This window comes from Paenibacillus tritici (assembly GCF_018207515.1).
GTDB lineage: Bacteria > Bacillota > Bacilli > Paenibacillales > Paenibacillaceae > Paenibacillus_AQ > Paenibacillus_AQ tritici.
In genome coordinates, this window is the sequence record NZ_CP073365.1 from 3,820,636 (window position 1) to 3,841,075 (window position 20,440).

18 protein-coding genes are annotated in these 20,440 nt (G+C 52.4%); 12 read left to right on the forward strand and 6 right to left on the reverse strand.

Annotation, left to right across the window (positions count from 1 at the left end; all coding sequences use genetic code 11):
• Positions 1-56: 56 nt before the first annotated feature.
• Both KDC22_RS16355 and KDC22_RS16360 read right to left on the reverse strand, forming a co-directional pair.
• Positions 57-1,232, reverse strand: a complete 1,176-nt coding sequence (locus KDC22_RS16355) for a serine hydrolase domain-containing protein (protein ID WP_211723823.1) — start codon at positions 1,230-1,232, stop codon at positions 57-59.
• Positions 1,233-1,316: 84 nt separating this feature from the next.
• Complete coding sequence (locus tag KDC22_RS16360; protein WP_211723824.1) at positions 1,317-2,279, reverse strand: helix-turn-helix transcriptional regulator; 963 nt, start codon at positions 2,277-2,279, stop codon at positions 1,317-1,319.
• Positions 2,280-2,377: 98 nt separating this feature from the next.
• Between KDC22_RS16360 and KDC22_RS16365 the strand changes: the two genes are divergently transcribed.
• A complete protein-coding gene (locus KDC22_RS16365) occupies positions 2,378-2,863 on the forward strand; it encodes a GyrI-like domain-containing protein (RefSeq protein WP_211723825.1) in 486 nt (161 codons plus the stop codon).
• A gap of 23 nt (positions 2,864-2,886) precedes the next feature.
• Positions 2,887-3,351 (forward strand): phage tail protein, encoded by a 465-nt coding sequence (locus KDC22_RS16370; protein WP_211723826.1) that lies wholly within the window; start codon positions 2,887-2,889, stop codon positions 3,349-3,351.
• A gap of 128 nt (positions 3,352-3,479) precedes the next feature.
• On the opposite strand, the gene KDC22_RS16375 is transcribed toward KDC22_RS16370, so the two are convergent.
• Together KDC22_RS16375 and KDC22_RS16380 are read right to left on the reverse strand one after the other, a co-directional pair.
• Positions 3,480-4,706 carry an MFS transporter gene (locus tag KDC22_RS16375; RefSeq protein WP_211723827.1) on the reverse strand — a complete coding sequence of 409 codons (1,227 nt, stop codon included), beginning with the start codon at positions 4,704-4,706 and terminating at the stop codon, positions 3,480-3,482.
• A gap of 14 nt (positions 4,707-4,720) precedes the next feature.
• The gene (locus KDC22_RS16380) at positions 4,721-5,527 is read right to left on the reverse strand and encodes a TrmB family transcriptional regulator (RefSeq protein WP_211723828.1); all 807 of its coding nucleotides are present in this window, start codon (positions 5,525-5,527) and stop codon (positions 4,721-4,723) included.
• 405 nt (positions 5,528-5,932) lie between these two features.
• Between KDC22_RS16380 and KDC22_RS16385 the strand changes: the two genes are divergently transcribed.
• The 3 genes from KDC22_RS16385 to KDC22_RS16395 all read left to right on the forward strand — a co-directional run bounded on the left by KDC22_RS16385 (position 5,933) and on the right by KDC22_RS16395 (position 8,451).
• Positions 5,933-6,550 (forward strand): lysozyme inhibitor LprI family protein, encoded by a 618-nt coding sequence (locus tag KDC22_RS16385; protein ID WP_173127489.1) that lies wholly within the window; start codon positions 5,933-5,935, stop codon positions 6,548-6,550.
• Positions 6,547-7,395 carry a helix-turn-helix transcriptional regulator gene (locus KDC22_RS16390; RefSeq protein ID WP_173127492.1) on the forward strand — a complete coding sequence of 283 codons (849 nt, stop codon included), beginning with the start codon at positions 6,547-6,549 and terminating at the stop codon, positions 7,393-7,395. Before KDC22_RS16385 ends, KDC22_RS16390 begins: the two co-directional genes overlap by 4 nt.
• Positions 7,396-7,497: 102 nt before the next feature.
• Positions 7,498-8,451, forward strand: a complete 954-nt coding sequence (locus KDC22_RS16395; RefSeq protein WP_211724072.1) for an aldo/keto reductase — start codon at positions 7,498-7,500, stop codon at positions 8,449-8,451.
• A gap of 56 nt (positions 8,452-8,507) precedes the next feature.
• Here the strand turns inward: KDC22_RS16395 and KDC22_RS16400 are convergent, their stop codons facing one another.
• Positions 8,508-9,380, reverse strand: coding sequence for a DUF1835 domain-containing protein (locus KDC22_RS16400; RefSeq protein ID WP_211723829.1), 873 nt, complete (start codon positions 9,378-9,380; stop codon positions 8,508-8,510).
• A gap of 179 nt (positions 9,381-9,559) precedes the next feature.
• On the opposite strand from KDC22_RS16400, the gene KDC22_RS16405 reads away from it, so the two are divergent.
• The 4 genes from KDC22_RS16405 (at position 9,560) to KDC22_RS16420 (ending at position 15,788) form a co-directional block, all read left to right on the forward strand.
• A complete protein-coding gene (locus tag KDC22_RS16405) occupies positions 9,560-10,831 on the forward strand; it encodes a BNR-4 repeat-containing protein (RefSeq protein WP_211723830.1) in 1,272 nt (423 codons plus the stop codon).
• A 199-nt stretch (positions 10,832-11,030) separates the two neighbouring features.
• Complete coding sequence (gene ppsA / locus KDC22_RS16410; RefSeq protein ID WP_211723831.1) at positions 11,031-13,643, forward strand: phosphoenolpyruvate synthase; 2,613 nt, start codon at positions 11,031-11,033, stop codon at positions 13,641-13,643.
• 25 nt (positions 13,644-13,668) lie between these two features.
• On the forward strand, positions 13,669-14,442 hold the full coding sequence (locus tag KDC22_RS16415; protein ID WP_173127501.1) for an ABC transporter ATP-binding protein: 774 nt from the start codon (positions 13,669-13,671) through the stop codon (positions 14,440-14,442).
• A gap of 131 nt (positions 14,443-14,573) precedes the next feature.
• A complete protein-coding gene (locus tag KDC22_RS16420) occupies positions 14,574-15,788 on the forward strand; it encodes a peptidase G2 autoproteolytic cleavage domain-containing protein (protein WP_211723832.1) in 1,215 nt (404 codons plus the stop codon).
• Between the two features lie 473 nt (positions 15,789-16,261).
• On the opposite strand, the gene melA is transcribed toward KDC22_RS16420, so the two are convergent.
• Positions 16,262-17,560, reverse strand: a complete 1,299-nt coding sequence (melA, locus tag KDC22_RS16425) for an alpha-glucosidase/alpha-galactosidase (RefSeq protein ID WP_211723833.1) — start codon at positions 17,558-17,560, stop codon at positions 16,262-16,264.
• A gap of 182 nt (positions 17,561-17,742) precedes the next feature.
• Here melA and KDC22_RS16430 point away from each other — a divergent pair, with 182 nt between their 5' ends.
• From KDC22_RS16430 to KDC22_RS16440, 3 genes are all read left to right on the forward strand, one after another.
• On the forward strand, positions 17,743-18,606 hold the full coding sequence (locus KDC22_RS16430; RefSeq protein ID WP_173127510.1) for an AraC family transcriptional regulator: 864 nt from the start codon (positions 17,743-17,745) through the stop codon (positions 18,604-18,606).
• 330 nt (positions 18,607-18,936) lie between these two features.
• Positions 18,937-19,695 (forward strand): AIR synthase related protein, encoded by a 759-nt coding sequence (locus KDC22_RS16435; protein ID WP_211723834.1) that lies wholly within the window; start codon positions 18,937-18,939, stop codon positions 19,693-19,695.
• A 125-nt stretch (positions 19,696-19,820) separates the two neighbouring features.
• The gene (locus KDC22_RS16440) at positions 19,821-20,405 is read left to right on the forward strand and encodes a MarR family winged helix-turn-helix transcriptional regulator (protein ID WP_211723835.1); all 585 of its coding nucleotides are present in this window, start codon (positions 19,821-19,823) and stop codon (positions 20,403-20,405) included.
• Positions 20,406-20,440: the final 35 nt, after the last annotated feature.

Sequence of the window (20,440 nt, forward strand, 5' to 3'; positions counted from 1 at the left end):
ATCCCGGATCAGAACTGAACCCTCTATTGGTGTGCTCTACAAGTTATGACCGCCGCTTATAAGCTGCTGAACACGATATTGCGCAGCTTGCGGGTAATGGGCAGGGTTCCGGCGTCCTTCTTCTGAATCATGAACAGGATGGTCAGACCGTCTTGCGGACTATTGGCAAAATAAGCCCCCAGCCAGCCGTCCCAGCCGTATTCACCAGCGCCGCCGAGTCCTCCGGCCAGGCCGGGATTAGTCATGATCCGCATCTGGTTGCCATAGCTGTAGCCCTGGAGGGAATGCCACGGATCGAACCCTTTCTGCTGCCAAGCGGTTAGATGCGCCGAGGTCATATATTGGACGGTTCTGGGCCGGAGCAGCTGAATGCCGTTATGACTGCCCTGATTCATCAGCATCGTTGTGAAATTGGCGGCATCCTCAATGGTGGAGACCAGACCGGCTCCGCCTGATTCGTAGGCGGGTTCTTTATCCATGTGATGACAGATACCCAGATGATTCTCTGTATACCGCTTCAAGCCGCCTGCGCCGTCATCCTGGTAGACTCGGGCCAAGCGGTTTCTTTTGTCCTCCGGCAGCCAGAAGCCGGTATCATTCATTTGCAGCGGACCGAAGATTTCCTGTTGCAGGAATTCCCCGTAGCGCATACCGCTAACCGCTTCCACCACCGCACCAAGGACATCTGCGGAAGTGCCGTATTGCCAGGAGGTTCCCGGCTCGAATGAGAGCGGGCCTTCGCCCAGACGGTTCGCGAATTCCAGAGTACTCATCGGATGACCGCCGTGCAGACGGCCGTCCAGCTCCCGGAACAACGCCTCTGTATGCTGCCCCGCCTTGTCTGTTCCTCCGTAGACCAGCCCCGAGGTCATGTTCAGCAGATCCAACAGGGCAATCTCCCGTCCCGCTGGAACGAGTTCTCCATCTTTCTCAACCCTCTGATGCTTGAATCCCGGAATATACCGGCTGACCGGATCGAACAGATCAATCTCTCCGCGCTCCAGCAGCAGCATTACGGCCGTGGCTGTAACCGGTTTCGTCATAGAATACAACCGGACAATCGAATCTCTGGACATTGGACGTCCCTCTTCGATGTCAGCATAGCCATCCTCTTGATACAGGATTTCTTTCCCGTCCTTGATCACCATGAAATTCGCACCGGCAATTTCCTTATTGCTGATACTGGCGCTCAGTGTTTTTTCTAATAGCTTCATTGTGTTTGAATCCAGCATGTTCTTAGCGTCTCCTTTTGCAGTTAACTATTGAGAATATTAAACTCTTTTAGACAGGTTGTATAGAGTCCGGAGGAAACAATGTCAGGTTGTAAACAACCGCAACCGCTCTTGCAGCCCTTGCCGCATTTCTGCGGGCATGTCTCTGACCTTGACGTCCCCGCCCAGGAACAGCAGCCAATTCATCATGCCGCTCACTTCATCCGGCTTCGCCGGATCGACGAAGGTCTCCAGCAGGGCCGAGGTCTGATAAGGATCGGTATAGGAAATGGCCGTTTTGAAGGGATGGTATTTCTTGAATTGGGTGATGGCTAGCGGACCAAGCTCAAGGACCAGATTGATTGCTTTTGCCTGCTTGCTCAGCTTGTCCATAATCTTTTTGGGGCTTAATCTCTTTTTGACCGGATAGGGGATAACAGCTGTAAGCTGATCGACAGGATACACCTGCTTCGTTTCTTCATTCAGGTCAAAGCCTTCAATAAGCCAGACACTTTTCTCACGGTACAGGTGCAGCAAATAGATAGGATAGGTCCGCAGTTCACGGTCTTGTTCAACCGTAATGCACATGTAGCGGTCCTGAAGCAGAAGCTGAATCAATTGTTCCAGCATGGGATGAGGGAGGTCAGAGAGATCGAGCAGGTCGGGATTATAAGGGTTCGTGCCCTCAAACAACAGGATTTGATTCAATAGAAACAGGTCCTCCTGCTGGTTCTCCGAGATCAGGCCGAGTAATTTCTCCCCTAAAGACTGCCGGCTCTTGAGATAAGGAAGCTGTGCATTCCGTGTAGCCATGAAGGCGATAAAAAGCGCTTTAAGCTCACTGTCAGTGAACCGCACAACGGGAAGGACAGAGTTGCGCATGACGAAATACCCGCCATCCCTGCCTACCTCAGCGACCAGCGGCATGCCCAGAGCCTCGATTTCCCGGATATCCCGGATCGCTGTGGAACGTGAGATATGGAATTCCCGCATGATTTCAGACAAGGTAAAGTGGGCACGATTGTTAATGTACCGCATGATGATATTAATCCGTTCCACTTTTTTCATAGGCGCTCCTAAACAGGTTCATTTTTTGACATGGTTTAAGGTTATCATATTCATAGGAAGTACAGAAGACAAAACTTATACCAAGGAAGGTGCTAACTATGGCAGTGTATACCATTGCAGAGAAAGACAGCTTTACCGTGATAGGTCTGGGAACTGAGCTTAAGAGCAGTTACACAGACTATGCCGGGATTCATAAGGAGAAATCGGATTTTTGGCAGGCGGTTACTGAAGATGGCAGACTTAGCTATCTAAAAGGAATCGCGGCGAATGAGTATGTGTTCGTAGTGAATGAAGCGGTTAACGGCAAGATGATGCATTATGCCGGTGTTATGGCAGGAGCTGGAACACCAGCACCGGAAGAAGCCAGAGTGATCCAATTCCCCAAAGGGGAATACCTGGTGGTTGCCGGAGAAGCGCAGACGTCTGAGGAATTAAGCAATACTCTGACAGGTCTGGCCTTTGGACAGGCCTTGCCGGAAGCGGAAGCGTTCGCCTACGTCGGCGGGCCCAATGCGGCTGTGGAGATGGGGCAGCGGGATGGCTTGGTTTATGGTGAGATGTGGATTCCTGTAGTCAAAAAATAATGTGAACCGTACGGAGGGACGAAATGTCGTATGTGGTAGATTTCAAAGAGGTATCTGTAGTAGGGCTGGAAACATCACCTGTGGCTGAGGCCCTTGCCGGGCTGCGTGCGAATGAAGCACGTTACTTCATGAATAAATACAAGCATGAATTCACAGTGATCCCGGCTGCCGAAAGCCAGGAGACCCTGGATTATGTGAACGGGATTCTAAGCAAAGAGCGCGGCCTGGAATTCGCGGCCAGACCGCTGGAGACGTCGCGCTTTCAAGTGGAGAATATCCGGTTCGCCTACGTCTTTTATGAGGATGGCCTGGCGGTTAACGTCATGTACACGGTGGATGACCCCAAGAAGCGGGCGGTCGGGTTCAAGCTCTCCGAGGGGATGGAGGTTCCCAAGGAGCTGGAGACAAAATTCAAGTTCGCCAGACAGAAGTCCAAGCTGGCCGGAACCATCCGGGGATCGTTTTTTGTAATCAAGGGAGAGTATTAAGTTCGCCGGAGGCTCGCGGGTTGCTGAGCGTGTATCACCTCCTGTGTACAGCAAAATGGGGCTGCCGGATGGCAAGCCCTATTTCGCTATGTGCATCATCAACCATGATTAAGGTTATCCGCTGCTTCCTAGATTTCCTCCGCTGTAAAGGTCTTCTGCGTGCGGAGAACGGGGAAAAGCCAGTACATCCAGATCACAGAGATGATCAGGGTGCCCAGTCCGCCGATCACCGTAGCAGGCACGGCACCGACCAGCCCGGCCATCGTCCCCGACTCGAATTCACCAAGCTGGTTCGAGGTGCCGATGAACAGTGAATTGACCGCGTTCACACGGCCCTGCATCTCCGGCGGCGTGTTGACCTGGACGAGTGTCGAACGGATGACGACACTTACTACATCGGAGGCTCCGATCAGGAACAGCGCGAAGAGAGACAGCCAGAAGCTGTGGGAGAGGCCGAAGAGAATCGTCGCCAGCGCGAACACGATGAGCGAGGCGAACAGCGTCTTCCCGATAGCCCGTTCCACCGAATACCGGGTCAGGATCAGCGAGACGATGATGGCCCCAACTGCCGGTGCGGTACGGAGCAGACCGAGGCCAAGTGAGCCGGTCTTCAGAATATCTTCGGCAAATATCGGCAGCAGGGCAGTGGCGCCGCCCAGCAGCACAGCGAACAGGTCCAGCGAGATGGTGCCGAGAATAATCCGGCGGGCGAATACAAACCGCAAGCCGCTGAGGAAGGTGTCCATGCTGACCGCGTCCAGCTTCTTCACGAAATGGACCGTCTTCACGAAGAAGATCAGGACCGTGGATACCAGCAGAGCGACGAGGGATGCCGTGTAGGCGGCGGCAGTTCCCCAGATAACGAGGACACCTCCGAGCGACGGGCCGATGATCATCGCCGTCTGCATTGCGGATGCGGACCAGGCTGCCGCCTTCGGCAACTGCTCACGGTCCACAATGTCCGGCACAAGCGCCGCTGAGGCCGGGCTCTCGAAGGTGCGGCACGCGCCAAGAACGGCTGCTGCCGCCAGCAGATGAACCGAGCCGAGCCAGCCCTCTATACTGCCGATAACGAGCAGCAGAACGACGAGGCTCTCTATCAGCTGACAGAGAAAGACGATGGTGCGGCGGTCATAACGGTCCGCCGTCTGTCCGGCAGGCAGCGTCAACAGCAGCATAGGCAGGAATTGGGCCAGGCCGACCAGACCAAGCTGGAAGGCACTGTCCGTCAGGGCATACATCTGCCAGCCGATGGCAACGGACAGCATCTGAAAGGCGCTGGTCGAGAAAATCCGCGCGATCCATAAGCGCAGGAACGAGCGGTTATGCAGCACGGATGATCCGGGTTCTGTCATGGGAATTCATCCTTTCAGAGTTCAGGTTCTGTCTCCAGCTTCCTGGAGAGCATCTCCGGGTGTTCCCGGCGGATCAAAGCGTAGTTCTTACCGTAGCGGTCTTCCAGTGCTCCCGCGAAATCTTGCTCAATCCGCATCATAACAACATCGTGGTAATAGGAAGTCTGAAGAGCGTCCAGTACCGCCGGATGGTTGCTCTCCAGCGCCGAGGCTTGGGAATGCCGGTTGAAGCTTCCCAGAAGAGAGATCTCCTTATCCAGCAGGATCGAGAAATTCCGGGATTTAGGCGGGGTTCCAGGTGGTACGCTATGTATAATGACGCGCTTCAGCTCTGTGGGCACCTCCCCGATCACCATCAGATGAACAGCGATGCCCCGGTGCTCGGCAGCAAGCAGGGCTTCCTCTACCCTGTGCAGATCCTCGGCCCACAGATCCACCAGAATCTCCTCTTGGGCATTGGCAGCAAGGCGGCGGATCGCCAGGTCCACTTGCGGGTCTCCCTTCCAGTTACTGAAGAAGGGCGGTGTCACCGGCAGAGTCGCCAGCTCATTCTCCAGCAGGCGGGCCGTTCGCTCGAAGTCAGCCTGAAGCAGCTTGACTACCTGTCCCACCGGAATGGCTGCGTACGTAACAGGCTCGCCTTCGCAGGTCCGGCAGACCCCTTTGTCTACCAGGCTGCGCAGCGCGCCGTATACGTTGGAACGCGAGACGGACACTTGCTTCGCTACCTCGTAGCCAGAGGAGGGAGGCTGGCCGTGGAGTGCCAGATAGCAGCGGGCTTCCAGATCGGATAAGCCTAGCTTGCGTAATGCTTCAATCATGGATGGGGCTCCTTTACTGTAATTTATCCTTCGAATACCGTAGGAGTATTTTAAAATACTACTGCGATCACAAACAGCTGTCAAGCAGAAATGTCTTGATTCCAAAACAGCGAATTCAGGTAATTACTCTGAAGAAGGTGTTTTAACTATTTTAAGAAGCACTAAAGAAATAAACAAAAAGCAAAAGAAGCGGAGGGGAAATTTGGAACTGGAGGAGCGGTAGCGACCGCCTTTGTCAGCGGATTTCACCCGCGAAGAGCGGATTAAATCAAGAAATCTGCTGACAACAGCGGCCGGAAGTCCAAATGTTCACCGCAGTGACGATGAAGCTTCAAGTTTAAAACTTAAGTGCGTCTTATAGAGCAAATGAATTTCGACTATAACCCAATGACAGGATGAGGACTTATGAGACAAGCGATTCTAACTACGATGCTAATCTCCAGTCTGCTACTGGCAGGCTGCGGGAATAATGAGTCTACTAATGGAGACGCAGCAACCCCTGTGGAGACCGGACAGGCCATAGCGGCCTCACCGGACACAACGCCGCAGGCTACACCGGAGACTACGCCGACAACGGAACCGACACAGGCTCCGACTGCGCAGATCCCTGCGTCAACAGCCGCACCGGAAGCTACCCCCAAGGCCACTCCGGAGGCGGAGGAGTCACAGCGGCAGGCGTATTTTGACAAGCTGGATAAGATTGAAGAGGGCCTAAGTGATCTGAAGGCACTGTCGGACAGCGGCATAACGGCAGATATGAAGGAGGCCGCCTCCAAGGAGCATGAGCGGTGGGACAAGGCGCTGAACGAAATTTATCAGGTGCTCAAGCAGCAGCTCTCCGAAACCGATATGGCCGCATTGAAAAAAGAACAGCTCAGCTGGATTAAGGAACGGGATGAGACCGCCGCCAAGGCTGCAGCTCAATATAAAGGCGGCACTATGGAGGGATTGGAGTACGCGGCTACGCTGGCAGGCGTAACAAAGGACCGTTGTTACAAGCTGGTCGAGTTGTATATGAAATGAACAATAATCCGGATGGTGATCATAAGATGTTAGTCAGCCACAAGGCCAAAACACTGGGGGCGTTCCTGAAATCACGCAGAGAACGGCTATCTCCCAAGGATGTGGGCCTAAGCATTCACAATGGGCAGCGCAAGACACCTGGACTACGCCGGGAGGAAGTCTCGCTGCTCGCAGGCGTAAGTGTTACCTACTATACGTGGCTGGAGCAGGGCCGGGAATTAACAGCATCCAGGGAAGTGATGCAAAGTATCGCCGAAGCGCTGCAATTATCAGCGGACGAGAAAAATCATCTGTTTGAGTTATGGAATCCGCATACCTCGAATCCTCCTCTGCCTCTTGCCGCCCCGGATTTCGTGAATCCGCAGATGCAGCTGATCATTGATCAGATCGAATATCCTTCCTATATCACCAATGAGAGGTCAGAGATTCTCGCCTGGAACGAGGCCGCGGGAGAGATGATCGCTGATTTTGCATCCATTGCTGCCGAAGACCGTTATTTCATCCGTTTGTTATTTAACAACATGGATATACGCCGCCGCATCGTCAATATAGAAGAGTTCTCAAGCTATGCGGTTTCTGTCTTCAGAACGTATTATGATAAACACAAGGGAGACCCCTGGTATGAGGAGACGGTGAAGGAGCTGACCGGGAGCAGCAGGGAATTTAATCAAATCTGGAAGTCATACGATATACAGCTCAAAAAAGTACAGCGTATTACGCTACAGTCTTTGGATATCCCTAAGTACGTTACTTATGATATCAACTCCTTGCTTGATCTGTCCGGCAGTCCGGACATTCACATCTGCGTCTACACACCGGTTCTGGAGGGGAATGCTGACAGGTAATATTTTTACTAGTAAAAGCGTTGTGTGGTTGCCCTGGTATAGATGGATTAGAATAGACCCATATCAACTGATTCTAAATACTTGAAAAGAGGAAACCATATGCTGCAACAAAGAAAGCTGGGGAGCGAAGGACTTGAAGTGTCGGCCCTCGGCCTCGGAACGATGATGATGTCGGACAACGAGGAATCGGTACGTACCCTTCAAGGGGCGCTGGATGCGGGCGTGACGATGTTTGACACAGCGGACATTTATGGGGAGGAATACCTCCTCGGACGGTTCGGGGGGAACGAAAAGCTTGTCGGGCGTGCGCTCAAGGGGCGCCGGGATCAGGCCGTGATCGCCAGCAAATTTGGTATTACGCATGGTCAAGGACCCACAGGAACTCCTGCCTATATCAAAAAATCCGTTGATGCCAGTCTCTACAGCCTGGGCTTGGATTATATTGATCTCTATTACCAGCACCGGCCCGATCCGAATACCCCCATTGAGGACACGGTCGGCACGCTCTCTGATCTGGTGAAGCAAGGGAAAATCCGCTATATCGGGCTGTCGGAGGCACCCGCCGATATCATCCGCCGGGCACATGCGGTGCATCCGGTTAGTGCCGTCGAAACCGAATACTCCCTGTGGAGCAGGGAAGTGGAGGACGAGATTCTCCCCGTTCTGCAGGAATTGCGTATCGGTCTGGTCCCTTATAGCCCGCTTGGCCGCGGGTTTCTAACCGGACAGATCAGGAAGTTCGAGGATCTGCCGGAAGATGATTACCGGCGTTATTACCCGAGGTTCCAAGGCGAGAACTTTACGAAGAATATTGAAGTCGTCTCCCTGATCGAGCAAATGGCCGTCCGTAAAGGCTGCACACCCGCGCAGCTGAGTCTGGCCTGGCTCCTGGCACAAGGTGAGCAGATCGTTCCGATTCCGGGAACCAAGCGTTTGGAGCGCGTGCAAGAGAATATAGGTGCGCTGCAAGTGATGCTAACCGCAGAAGATTTGGCAGAGATTGAACAGATCTCTCCTAAGGGTGTAGCAGCCGGCAGCCGGTTCGGTGCATTTTAAATAGTAAGCAGTATCAACCTTAGCGCTCGGGTGGACGCTGCTTGAACGGACCGTTGTTACAATCGCTGTGGGAGACCAAGGCGAAGCGAGAACTGGTGCAAAGCCCACGGTAATCCTCTGAACGCTAAGTCGCCTTGGTTCACCAGCATCCAAATTCTATAAGTCACAAAAGCTTCTCCCACGAATTGCAGCGAACTCTTGAATACTCTAATAAAGACACTCGCGGCATTGATATACCCGTGCTCGTCTTGCTCCTGCTCCAGCTCCCTGACGGCCCGCAGGATGACCTCATCCAGCGCAGTTTCCTCCCGGCCGATAACAGTGGATTCTTCCCACAAGCGCAGCACATGATGGTCTTCCGATAGCCTCAGCCACTCCGCTTCATACATGCTTCTTAAGCCATTATCAAGAGGAAGTCCTTGATAATGGTTTTTTACAATGGACAGAAACTGCTCTTGACCGATTGCGCCTCGATAATAGGGAAGGTTCCCTTCTGTACTATGCAACCCCGCTGTATAATAAAGCTCCGTTACATTGGCGATATGAACCCGTTCTTTCCGCTCCCGCAGCAGATGTAATACGAACCGCAGACCTGTTTGATCATGCGCGTTATCTGCACACCAAATGACTATCGGTATATGCCCGGGAATACTCCTTACTGCTTGTACCATATTAGCAAGCGTATGCTCCTGGTTGTGATGTAGATAAAAGCTATAGTCCTTATCATGCTCCATCATCCAAAGATGCCTATTCTGCTGTCCTGTTGCCGTATCTATGCTGGATATTGGGCCGACTGAAAACAATTCATTGAAGGACAGGACTTCGCATAACTCCCGCACACCAATGGTACTAAGCGCTACTTTTAAGGAACCGGCGTCAGAGAGACTAAAAACAATATGAACATATTGAAAATTATCTTCTTGGGGCATATCAATCACTCCTTGGACTATACAGTAATCTTGCAATAATACAGTAACATTCCTCCGGGCTGCATGCTATTGTTGGGCCAGCAACATAGTGAATCTGATAGAAGGAGGGGCGGTGCCGAATCGTTGTGAATGCGTTTACATCACGATCAAGAAGTAGTGATCTAAGGGAGGCGTAAGCTTTGAAAAAGAACAGAAAATGGACGCTGGGTCTCGTTATGACCCTGCTGTTAACCCTGCTGCCGGCGGGAACCGGGAGTGCTGCTGCGGTACTGGAGGAAGTGCCTTTTCCGATGGACTCCAGTAATCAGGCCGGATGGTGGTCCCCTATCGCCACTTATGGGCTTGGCTTCGAGTATGCTTATATGGCCTATAACGCCCCGGGAGCTATACCCGGCAAGCATACCATTGCTATTGCAAGAAGAGACAATGACGGAATCTGGAGCAAGCTTCCGCTTATGGACGGTACAATTCCTGCGGAATATCCGGATGATCTCGGCCATAACCAGCCCTCAATGGCTAGAGACGGGAGCGGACGGTTCCATGTATTTGCTTCCATGCACAGCAATGCCTGGAGGTATTACCGCTCGGATTCCGTCGGCGGAATTCCCCAGAATCACTCGGATGAGCTACCCGCAGATATAACGGTGACCTATCCGGTAGTGACAACTGCTCCGAACGGAGATTTGTATCTGCTGGTGCGCACGGACAAAGATCCGGCAGGCAAAAGAGAGGCTGTTCTATTCCGCTGGAATAATGCCGATTCTGTCTGGACTCAGGTCAAGGTGATTGCGGCTCACCTGAACCGGTCTGTCTATCCGGACGATCTGGTCTTTGACGCTAACGGAGATCTGCATATCCTGTTCGAGTGGGCGTATTTCGCCGCCAGTCCGCTGCGCCACCAGTTGTCCTATCTGAAATACAGCCCGGCCACCGGTGTGTTCAGCAAGGCGGACGGTACTCCAGTATCAGCGCCGGTCTCCCTGACTACGGCGGATATTGTACAGCCTATGGCTCCAAGCGAGGCCTATGTGCAGAGCGGAAGTGACCCCGGAGGTCCAGGCGTCCAGAGCGCCAAGATGACGCTTGATGCTGCGGGCCGTCCCGTGATTGCTTACCGTTACCGCGAGGAGGGCAGCACCAGCTTCGCGGTGAAGCAGGCCACTTATGGTGCAGGAGGCTGGACCCGGGAGACAGTCTATAACGCCGCTCCCACCAATGCCGCCATTGATGTGACCTGGGCTGGTACGGCTGCAAGAATCTACTACGTCAAAAGCAGCGGAACCGACCGGGCGTTCATGGCGGTAAACACCGGCGGGGGCTGGGCTGAAACCTCACTTGCACCGTGTATCCCGATCGAGCGCCTTGCGGTAGACCGCAGTCCGAAGGGCATAGATATCCTGTATCTGGTGGATGTCACCAACCTGAAGCTTTACTATGGACGAAATAATTAATGTTTTCGCTCAAAAAAGAACCTGGGCCATAGGCCCAGGTTCTTTCATATTGCATATGTACATACACAGTGATATAATCAATTCCGATTACGATTTTAGTTAATGAGCACAGAAATGTTATCTTATATTACCAATATAACATGCTGCCAAGCTCATTGTCAAATTTTTTTCTCATTTTAATAGGTCAGGGGAGATAGGAATGCGTTCACTGGTTCTCGGTTTGGAGGAAATGGACCATACACCACTGTCACAGGTTGGCGGCAAAGGGCTAAATCTGAGCAAGTTGTCCAGGATGGAAGGCATCCATGTACCTGAAGGATTCTGTGTTACTACTGAGGGCTATCTGGAAGCTATCCGGCATAATGAAACGTATCATGCTCTGCTGGAACGGTTAACCCTGCTGCAAGCAGATGACCGGACGCAAATAGGGGAGATCAGCAGAGCGATCCGCCAGACTCTTACTGAAACGGTGATTCCTCCCGGAGTGGTGGCAGCGGTGACCCGTCATCTCTCCCGGCTTGGGGACGATCAGGCGTATGCCGTGCGCTCCAGTGCCACTGCCGAGGATCTGCCGCAGGCCTCTTTTGCCGGTCAACAAGATACGTATCTGAATATTATCGGGCTGGACGCCATCCTTGAGCATATCCGCAAATGCTGGGCGTCGCTGTTCACGGACCGTGCGGTAATCTACCGGATGCAGAATGGTTTTGACCACAGACAGGTCTACTTATCCGTAATTATTCAAACAATGATCTTCCCGCAGGCTTCGGGGATTCTGTTCACTGCAGATCCGGTTACGAATAACCGCAAGCTGCTGTCTATCGACGCCAGCTATGGTCTTGGGGAGGCACTAGTCTCAGGCTTGGTCACTGCGGATGGTTATAAGGTGCAGAACGGGGAAATCGTCGAGAAGCGGATAGCGGCCAAAAAACTGGCGATCTACGGTATCCCGGGAGGCGGCACAGAAACCCGCCTGCTCGGTCCCGATCAGCAAGAGGCTCAGACTCTTTCGGAACCACAGATTTTACAGCTCGCACGTATCGGGAGACAAATAGAAGCTAATTTCGGGTCCCCCCAGGACATCGAATGGTGTTTGGCTGATGACACCTTTTATATCGTCCAGAGCCGGCCGATCACAACGTTATTCCCCATCCCTGAGTCTAGTGATCAGGAGAACCGTGCGTATCTATCCGTAGGTCACGCGCAAATGATGACAGATGCCATGAAGCCGCTGGGCTTGTCATTTTACCTGATGATTACTCCTGCTACCATGCGCAAAGCCGGCGGACGGCTGTTTGTCGATATCACCTCCCACTTGGCTTCACCGGCCAGAAATACGATCATTGATACGCTTGGCAAATCCGATCCGCTGGTCAAAGACGCGCTTCTGACGATCATCGGACGGGATGATTTCATCCCTGCTCCCCCGGCTGCTGAACAGCCGCCTGCTCCTAACCAAAACAATACAGCCAAGCCGTCCCCCGCAGAACAAGTCCCTGCCGGAGGCGATCCGGCCATCGTTACGGAGTTGATTAAGAGCTGCGAAGCATCGGTAGAAGCGCTGAAACAGAGCATCCGAACGAAATCAGGCTCAGCGTTATTCGAGTTTATCCGGGAGGATATCCAGGAGCTGAAGAGGGTTCTATTCAATCCGCAGAGTACAGCGGTGTTCATGGCAGCAATGGATGCTTCGTCCTGGATCAATGATCATCTGAACGAGTGGTTGGGTGAGATTAACGCCGCAGATACGCTGTCGCAGTCTGTACAGAACAATATCACTTCTGAAATGGGCCTGGCGCTGCTGGATGTCGCCGATGTGATTCGTCCCTGTCCGCAGGTTGTAGATTATCTACAGCAGGCACAAGGGGATGATTTCCTGGCCGGACTGTGTACGTTAGAAGGCGGACAAGAAGCCTACGATGCTCTGACAGACTACCTGGACAGATACGGAATGCGCTGTACAGGGGAAATTGATATCACCAGACCCCGCTGGAGCGAGAAGCCTTCCATGCTGCTCCCTCTGATTCTTGGGAATATCAGAAACTTCGGGCCTAATGCCGGCAAGCAGAGATTTGAGCAGGGACGGCAGGAAGCCTGGAATAAGGAACAAGAGCTGCTGGCCCGCTTGAAGCAGTTACCGGATGGTGACCATAAAGCCCGGGAGACCAAGCAGAATATTGACCTGGTCCGCAATTTCATCGGTTACCGGGAATATCCCAAATACGGCTATATTAACCGTTACATGGTATACAAGCAGGCGATGCTGAAGGAAGCGGAGCGGCTGGTCCAAGCAGGGGTTATCCGTGAGCGGGAGGATATATTCTATCTCTATTTTGAAGAGCTGGAGGAAGCTGTCCGCACAAGTTCGCTCGATGATCAGCTCATCCGCACACGTAAAGACGAATTCCATGGATATCAAAAGCTCACTCCCCCGCGTGTAATAACCTCTGACGGTGAGATCCTCTCCGGCCGGTACAAAAGGGAGCATCTGCCGTCTGGAGCGCTGGCCGGTCTGCCTGTTTCCTCCGGTGTGGTAGAAGGACGGGCCCGGGTGATCCTCAAGATGGAGGAGGCTGACCTGGAAGAAGGGGATATATTAGTTACCTCATTTACTGACCCGAGCTGGACCCCCTTGTTCGTCTCTATTAAAGGCCTGGTCACCGAGGTCGGGGGACTGATGACACATGGCTCCGTAATCGCACGGGAATATGGCATACCGGCAGTGGTTGGGGTGGCGGATGCGACCAAGCTGATTCAGGACGGGCAGCGCATCCGTGTGCATGGAACCGAAGGGTATATTGAAATATACTAGAATGAGAGAAGGAGGGGAGCCGAACATGATTATATCACTTGAACATGTATCGTGGCGGCGTGACAAGACCATGATCTTGCGCGATATGAATTGGAAGGTACAACAAGGGGAGCATTGGTGTATTGTCGGTTTGAACGGGTCCGGCAAGACGACCATGCTGAATGTGGTGAACGGCTATATCTGGCCCACGGAGGGGGAGGTGGAGGTATTAGGCCACCGCTTCGGCGATGTCGATCTGCGGGAGCTGCGCAAACGGATCGGCTGGGTCAGCACCTCCCTGCAGCAAAAGCTGTACGGCCATCAGACCGCACTCAACATCATCCTCAGCGGTAAATTTGCGACGATCGGGCTATATGACAAGACGGATGAAGAAGATCTGAAGCAGGCGGAGGAGCTGATGGAATTTCTGGATTGTTCCGTCCTGGCTGCCCGTACTTATGATACCTTATCGCAAGGACAACGTCAGAAAATCCTCATCGCACGCGCGCTAATCGCCAATCCGGAGCTGCTGATTCTGGATGAGCCCTGCACGGGACTGGATATTTTCGCCCGCGAACAGCTGCTGCAGATGATTGAGAAAATCACGAAGCAGGAGGGCGGGCCTACCTTGCTGTATGTGACGCACCACATCGAAGAGATCACCCCCTGCTTCACCCATACGCTGCTGGTAAAGAACGGAGAAATATATAAAGGAGATGAGACTGTGAACTGCCTGCAGTCAGAGGTGTTGAGCGATTTCTTCGATACCCCGGTTGAAGTGCAGGAGCATCATCACCGCAGATGGCTTACTTTGGGTTGAAGCGGTTGTTGTGGTTAATATAGTGTCGGAATATGACAAATAGTTGGTTGTACCCTAGAGATATGCCGTGTCCATTCCTTCTAATATTCAATAGTCTATAGGGTAGGACAGAATATTAGGAGGAATGACTTATGGCAAATGAAGGATGCAATCAAAATGCTCCCGGGTCTTGTGCGCATGCAGAAGGGAATTCCACTACCGCTAGCGGCTTTGCCTCCCATGCTGAGGGTTATGAGACGACAGCCGCCGCTTCAGCGGCTCATGCCGAAGGGTACCAGACCATTGCACTATTGGACACGGCCCATGCCGAAGGGAATGGTACGCTTGCATCAGCACCAGCCGCACATGCGGAAGGCTACAACACTTATGCAATCAATGACGCTGCCCACGCTGAGGGAGGTTTAACTACTGCTTCCGGAACGCAATCTCACGCTGAGGGTGCTCAAACGACTGCTTCGGGTGTAGCTTCACATGCGGAAGGCAATCAGACGCTTGCATCGGGTGTAGCCTCACATGCGGAAGGCAATCAAACGAATGCTTCGGGTGATGCCTCACATGCGGAAGGTTCTCTCACTCAGGCAAATGGACCTTTTTCGCATACTGAAGGTTTATCCACCATTGCAGATGCATTATCCTCTCACGCTGAAGGTAATAATACGGTCGTTCTACCAATACACATTTTTTCTCACATTATGGGTTCGAATGGAGAGACACTTTATCCCGGTTCTTGGCATTTAGCCAATGGTAATGCTGATACCTCCGGCCTGGCTGCTGTTCTTCAGGGGTCTACCGGAAATTTATACCTTCAAGGTAATGTGTTTCCAAATGGTGCAGATTACGCCGAAATGTTTGAGACGGTGGATGGATTGCCGATAGAACCGGGTTATTTCGTGACCACAGAGGGTGAACGGGTCAGAAAGGCCACACCGGCAGATAAATACATCTTGGGTGTTATCAGTGCAAGACCTTCTATACTGGGAGATGCAAGTCATTTACATTGGAAAGGCAAATACGAAGTTGATGAATGGGGCCGGGTCATCTATGCAGATCGGGAAGTGGAGGCTGTTACAGACATGAAGGGCAATGTTCTAACCCCTGCGTATTCTGTGAGCGCGGCCGTTCTCAATCCTCAATATAAGCCTTCTCAAACGTATGTTCCACGGATTGATCGTCCAGAGTGGGTGGCTGTAGGAACCATGGGCAAGCTCCTTGTCCGCGATGATGGAACCTGTCAAGTGAACGGCTATTGTCTTCCAGGTGCGAATGGAGTGGCAACTGCTTCTACAGAAGGGTACCGGGTCCTGGCAAGAACTGCACCGGATCAGATCAGAATTTATGTGAAATAGAACCGGAGTTCTTAAGCGTTAAGCACCAATCTAAGGGGAAGTCTGTTCATAATGACCGGAAAAACCATGAAGTCCGTCAGAAGAGTACCGTTATTATGGGTGTAGGGGACCAGGGGCCCGATCCGGGTTCAGCCAGATCTTTGCCTTGGTTCTCTTGTTCTTCCTGCTCTTCTGCGGCCACATGAAATCTCTCCTTCCAGATCCATTGGCAAGCAAAGAGGGTCAATGGACTATTGAATGTACAAAGAAATCGCTCCTTTTGAAATGGTTGGGTCGTACCTCCATTTACCAAAAGGGCGATTTCTTTTTTTGAAAAAGTGTTTTCGTATTCCGCTTAAACAGCGGAGAGGACGGAACGACCCGCGGAAAAGCGAAGCGTTCGCCTTGGTCTCCGGATTTTCACTGCTAAGGGGAATGAAAAAAATCTGGAGACCACGGCGAACCAAACAACGGTCCGTTCACGCAGCGTCCGCCTATTGATACTTAGGCAGCCAGTCACCATGGGCAGCAATCAGATCATCGCACATGCTGATGATATCGTCCATCGACAGCTCGGCAGCGGTGTGAGGGTCAAGCATGGCCGCATGATAAATATGCTCCTTCTTGAGAGTCATTGCTGCCTCAATGGTTAATAGCTGCGTATTGATGTTGGTCCGGTTCAGCGCCGCACATTGCGGAGGCAGGTCGCCTACGAAGGTTGGAGTCACACCGCTGCTGTCCACCAGACAAGGGACCTCGACACAGGCTTCTGTGGGCAGATTGGTGATCAACCCGGTATTCATTACATTCCCGCCAATCTTGAACGGCACATTGGTCTCCATGGCTTCCAGAATATAAGAGGCATACTCATGCGAACGCTCATGCTTCAGCTCCTGATTGTTCACCAGCTCCCCGCGCATCTGCTGCCAGCGTTCAATCTGTTCCACGCAGCGGCGCGGATATTCATCCAGTGGAATCTGGAACCGTTCGATCAGCTCAGGATAGTTTCTTTTGATGAAATACGGATGGTATTCAGCATTATGCTCGGAGGATTCTGTAATATAGTAACCGAATTTCAGCATCATCTCATAGCGGACCATGTCGTGGTGAGGCTCAAGCTGCTTCTCGGCGGCACGGCGTTTGATCTCCGGGTACAGATCCTTGCCGTCTTTGGTGACCTCAAGCAGCCAGGCCATGTGGTTGATGCCGGCGATCTTGGCCTGTACTCCTGTCTGGTCGATCCCCAGGTGATCGAATAATCCAGGGATACATTGCTGTACGCTGTGGCAGAGTCCGATGGTATTCACGCCGCCGTAGGTGTTCATGACATTCGTCAGAACTGCCATCGGGTTCGTATAGTTCAGGAACAGCGCATCCGGGCAGACCTCACGGATATCGGCTGCGAAATCCAGCATAACCGGAATGGTGCGCAGATTGCGGAAGATCCCGCCGATGCCTACCGTGTCCGCAATGGTCTGACGCAGGCCGTATTTCTTGGGAACCTCAAAATCTGTAATGGTGCAAGGATCGTACCCGCCGACCTGGATGGCATTAATCACATACTTGGCACCGCGCAGCGCCTCTTTGCGGTCGGTATAGGTGATGACCGTACAGGTGCTGCCGCTGCTTCTCTTCAGATTCTGGAGCATGTTCGCAGAGTCGTTCAAGCGCTCAAGATCAATATCATATAAGGCAAGCTCGAATCCCTGCAGAGCAGGGGTAGCCATGATATCGCCGAGGACGTTTTTGGCAAATACTGTACTTCCGGCACCGATAAATGTAACTTTAGACATAAGATATTGGCCTCCTGTAGATTGCGGAAAATGCTTCTGCCATACGGGGATATGATCAATAGTCTGGCAGAAATATAAGGTTGCAGAAGCTTTTTTCGCTGTTTTCTTCTATAATCACTATAGAATAGAACTCAAGGTGCGCCTATGGAGAAAGACAAGATGGATATGGAGGAATGTTGCATATGAATCCGGAGCATTATGATTTCACTTTGGGCATTAACCTCACGCCGGAGGAGCAGGATCTGTCCGTGCTGTTCAGCGGAGAGGGGAGGCCGCATCCCGGCCATACCGTCGGGCCGTCCGTACATGATTTCTACTTAATACATACGGTTCTGGAGGGCGGGGGGCTGTTTCAGAGCGATACGTTCTCGGCAGAGTGCCGGGCAGGGGATACCTTCGTTATAATTCCTGGCTCACTATTCAGCTATAAAGCGGACTTGGAGACTCCGTGGCATTACGCCTGGGTGGCCTTACAGGGCATTGGCGTTCTGGATCTGCTCAGAGCCGTGGGCATTACCAGGGAGCAGCCCTTCATGCACTCCGATAATGTCGCAGAGCTTCATAGCTTGTACGAACGGATACGTCATGCGTTCAAGCAGTCCGCTTATCCAAGGCTGGAGAGCCTGGAGGCTTCGGGCTGGGTGCGGCTGCTGCTTCATGAGTTCGGGCGGGATAATCTGAGTGCACTGCCCCCGCATCCGTCAGAAATGCCGGAGATGATCGACCGGCAGATCGACCAGGCGATCCGCTGGATCACGCTGCAATACCATCAGCAGATTAGCATTGATCACATCGCTTCCTCGCTCGGCTATCACCGGGTTCACTTATCTAAGGCCTTCAAGCAGCGGACCGGATTGTCGCCCAAGCAGTTTTTGCTCAAAATACGGATGGACAAGGCCAGAGAGCTGCTGGGAAGTCCGCTCACTATTGAGCAGGTAGCTTCGTCCGTCGGCTTCAACGATGCCCTGTATTTCTCCAAGCAATTCCGCAAGCACTCCGGGATGCCGCCGAGTGAATACCGGGCGGGTCTGCGGGGCGGTTATTAAAAGGAACCGTTAGCAGGAACCAAAGTACAAGAACCCGTGTGAGATTCAGAGAGCGCCGCCCCCACGTAAACAGCAATTGGAAAAACGTATCTTAATACGTTGATTTCAGAGGGATAGCCGGAAACAAGTGGAAAAAGGGCATCTAAGAGGATTAGTTTTAATGACATTGGGTGAATCGGGATGATTTAAGTGTTGTTTTTCCAACTATTGTTCTTGAACGGGCCATTTGCTGATCAGCAAGTGGAGAGAATCCAACTAATTTCAGTGGCAGGGCAGCACGGTTTGGATACAGGGCATGATCCGAGTGAGTTCCAGTAGAGTACGAGAGGGATGACCATTATGAAACCGCAAGTGCAAAGAATCCGTGACCTGACTCTGGTGCGGAGAGAGGGATGCCGCGTGCTGGTCATCGGTTGCGATTCCAGTGCAAGCATAGGAAACAAGCCGATGGATGTCATTCAGACTCCCCCGGATATCGCGGGTTATTACGCTGCCAGGGTTGCCGTGATGGAGGTTCTGTCCGCAGGAGCGGACATTCTAACGGTCATAGATACTCTGGCCGTTGAGAGAAATCCTACAGGCTACCAGATTATCCGGGGCATACATAGGCTGCTTCATGAAGCAGGCCTGACTGACGCACACGTGAACGGCAGCACTGAGGATAATTTCGTATCCTGCCAGACCGGTATAGGCATAACGGTTATCGGTGAAGCTGACGAGGAGCAGTTGAAGCTCGGGTGTTCGGCTATCGGCGACTGCATCGTCATGCTGGGTGAACCGCTGGTGGGCAGCGCCGTCCTGGAACAGGAAGCGAAGCAATGCAGCATCCGGCAGCTTCAGCAGCTGGCAGGCGCAGCTGAAGTCCATGACATTCATCCGGTCGGGTCCAAGGGAGCCGGATATGAAGCCGGGCTTTTGGCTGAACTGAACGGCGGCAGCTTCCAGGCACTCCCCGGCATCACCGAGAAGCTGGAGGCTTCCGGAGGTCCGGCGACAGCGGTGATTTTTACTATAGAGAAGAGTAATCTAGAATTGCTCCAGTCCAGTATCGGCGGCAAGATGGAGATTATCGGTCATTTGTGCCAGTGATATGAACGGTACCTGCAGAAAACTTTTGACAAGTACAACAGGTACCGTTATAATAAATTCAACAGGTACCATCAATTCATTTAACAGGTACCGTAAGATAATCAAATCCAGGAGGATGATGCACAATGAATATGAATGCAGAATTGTATGATAAGCTCGCTAAGCTGCAATGGCTGCTGCAAAGACAGCATTTGAAGAACCACACCGAAGCCGGCCCTATGGCCGATAAGTCTCGGGGGCAAGGAAGGATACTTGCTTTTCTGCGGATGAAGGACGGGATCAGTACCAAGGATTTGTCTTACATGCTGGACATCCGGATATCGTCGCTGAATGAATTACTTGCCAAGCTGGAGAAGGCTGAATATATTACCCGCAGACCTTCAGAGACAGACAAACGCATTATGCTGATCTACCTGACACCCAAAGGCCAAGAGGAAGAGGAAGCAGAAGTCGACAGCTCCGGCATATTCTCCTGCCTGACCCAAGAGGAGCAGACCGCCTTCAGAGATTACTTGGTACGTATAAGCGCAGCGCTGGAAGAAGAGCTGGGAAGTGACACCGACCGTGACTTCATGGCGGTATGGATGGAAGCTGCCAAGGAGCGGATCGGCTCCGAGGAATTCGAGAAACTAATGGCCATGCGCGGACAGATGAGCGGGATGTGGAGAAATATGGGCGATGAACGTTTTCGCAGAGGATTCCGTGACTAATAAGCATATGTCAAGTGGAAACGGCTTTGCCGTCC

Excerpts from the sequence above, each read along its gene's own strand:
- KDC22_RS16355 (WP_211723823.1), bottom strand. The coding sequence starts at position 1,232 with ATGCTGGATTCAAACACAATGAAGCTATTAGAAAAAACACTGAGCGCC.
- KDC22_RS16360 (WP_211723824.1), bottom strand. The coding sequence starts at position 2,279 with ATGAAAAAAGTGGAACGGATTAATATCATCATGCGGTACATTAACAAT.
- KDC22_RS16365 (WP_211723825.1), top strand. The coding sequence starts at position 2,378 with ATGGCAGTGTATACCATTGCAGAGAAAGACAGCTTTACCGTGATAGGT.
- KDC22_RS16370 (WP_211723826.1), top strand. The coding sequence starts at position 2,887 with ATGTCGTATGTGGTAGATTTCAAAGAGGTATCTGTAGTAGGGCTGGAA.
- KDC22_RS16375 (WP_211723827.1), bottom strand. The coding sequence starts at position 4,706 with ATGACAGAACCCGGATCATCCGTGCTGCATAACCGCTCGTTCCTGCGC.
- KDC22_RS16380 (WP_211723828.1), bottom strand. The coding sequence starts at position 5,527 with ATGATTGAAGCATTACGCAAGCTAGGCTTATCCGATCTGGAAGCCCGC.
- KDC22_RS16385 (WP_173127489.1), top strand. The coding sequence starts at position 5,933 with ATGAGACAAGCGATTCTAACTACGATGCTAATCTCCAGTCTGCTACTG.
- KDC22_RS16390 (WP_173127492.1), top strand. The coding sequence starts at position 6,547 with ATGAACAATAATCCGGATGGTGATCATAAGATGTTAGTCAGCCACAAG.
- KDC22_RS16400 (WP_211723829.1), bottom strand. The coding sequence starts at position 9,380 with ATGCCCCAAGAAGATAATTTTCAATATGTTCATATTGTTTTTAGTCTC.
- ppsA (WP_211723831.1), top strand. The coding sequence starts at position 11,031 with ATGCGTTCACTGGTTCTCGGTTTGGAGGAAATGGACCATACACCACTG.
- KDC22_RS16415 (WP_173127501.1), top strand. The coding sequence starts at position 13,669 with ATGATTATATCACTTGAACATGTATCGTGGCGGCGTGACAAGACCATG.
- KDC22_RS16420 (WP_211723832.1), top strand. The coding sequence starts at position 14,574 with ATGGCAAATGAAGGATGCAATCAAAATGCTCCCGGGTCTTGTGCGCAT.
- melA (WP_211723833.1), bottom strand. The coding sequence starts at position 17,560 with ATGTCTAAAGTTACATTTATCGGTGCCGGAAGTACAGTATTTGCCAAA.
- KDC22_RS16430 (WP_173127510.1), top strand. The coding sequence starts at position 17,743 with ATGAATCCGGAGCATTATGATTTCACTTTGGGCATTAACCTCACGCCG.
- KDC22_RS16435 (WP_211723834.1), top strand. The coding sequence starts at position 18,937 with ATGACCATTATGAAACCGCAAGTGCAAAGAATCCGTGACCTGACTCTG.
- KDC22_RS16440 (WP_211723835.1), top strand. The coding sequence starts at position 19,821 with ATGAATATGAATGCAGAATTGTATGATAAGCTCGCTAAGCTGCAATGG.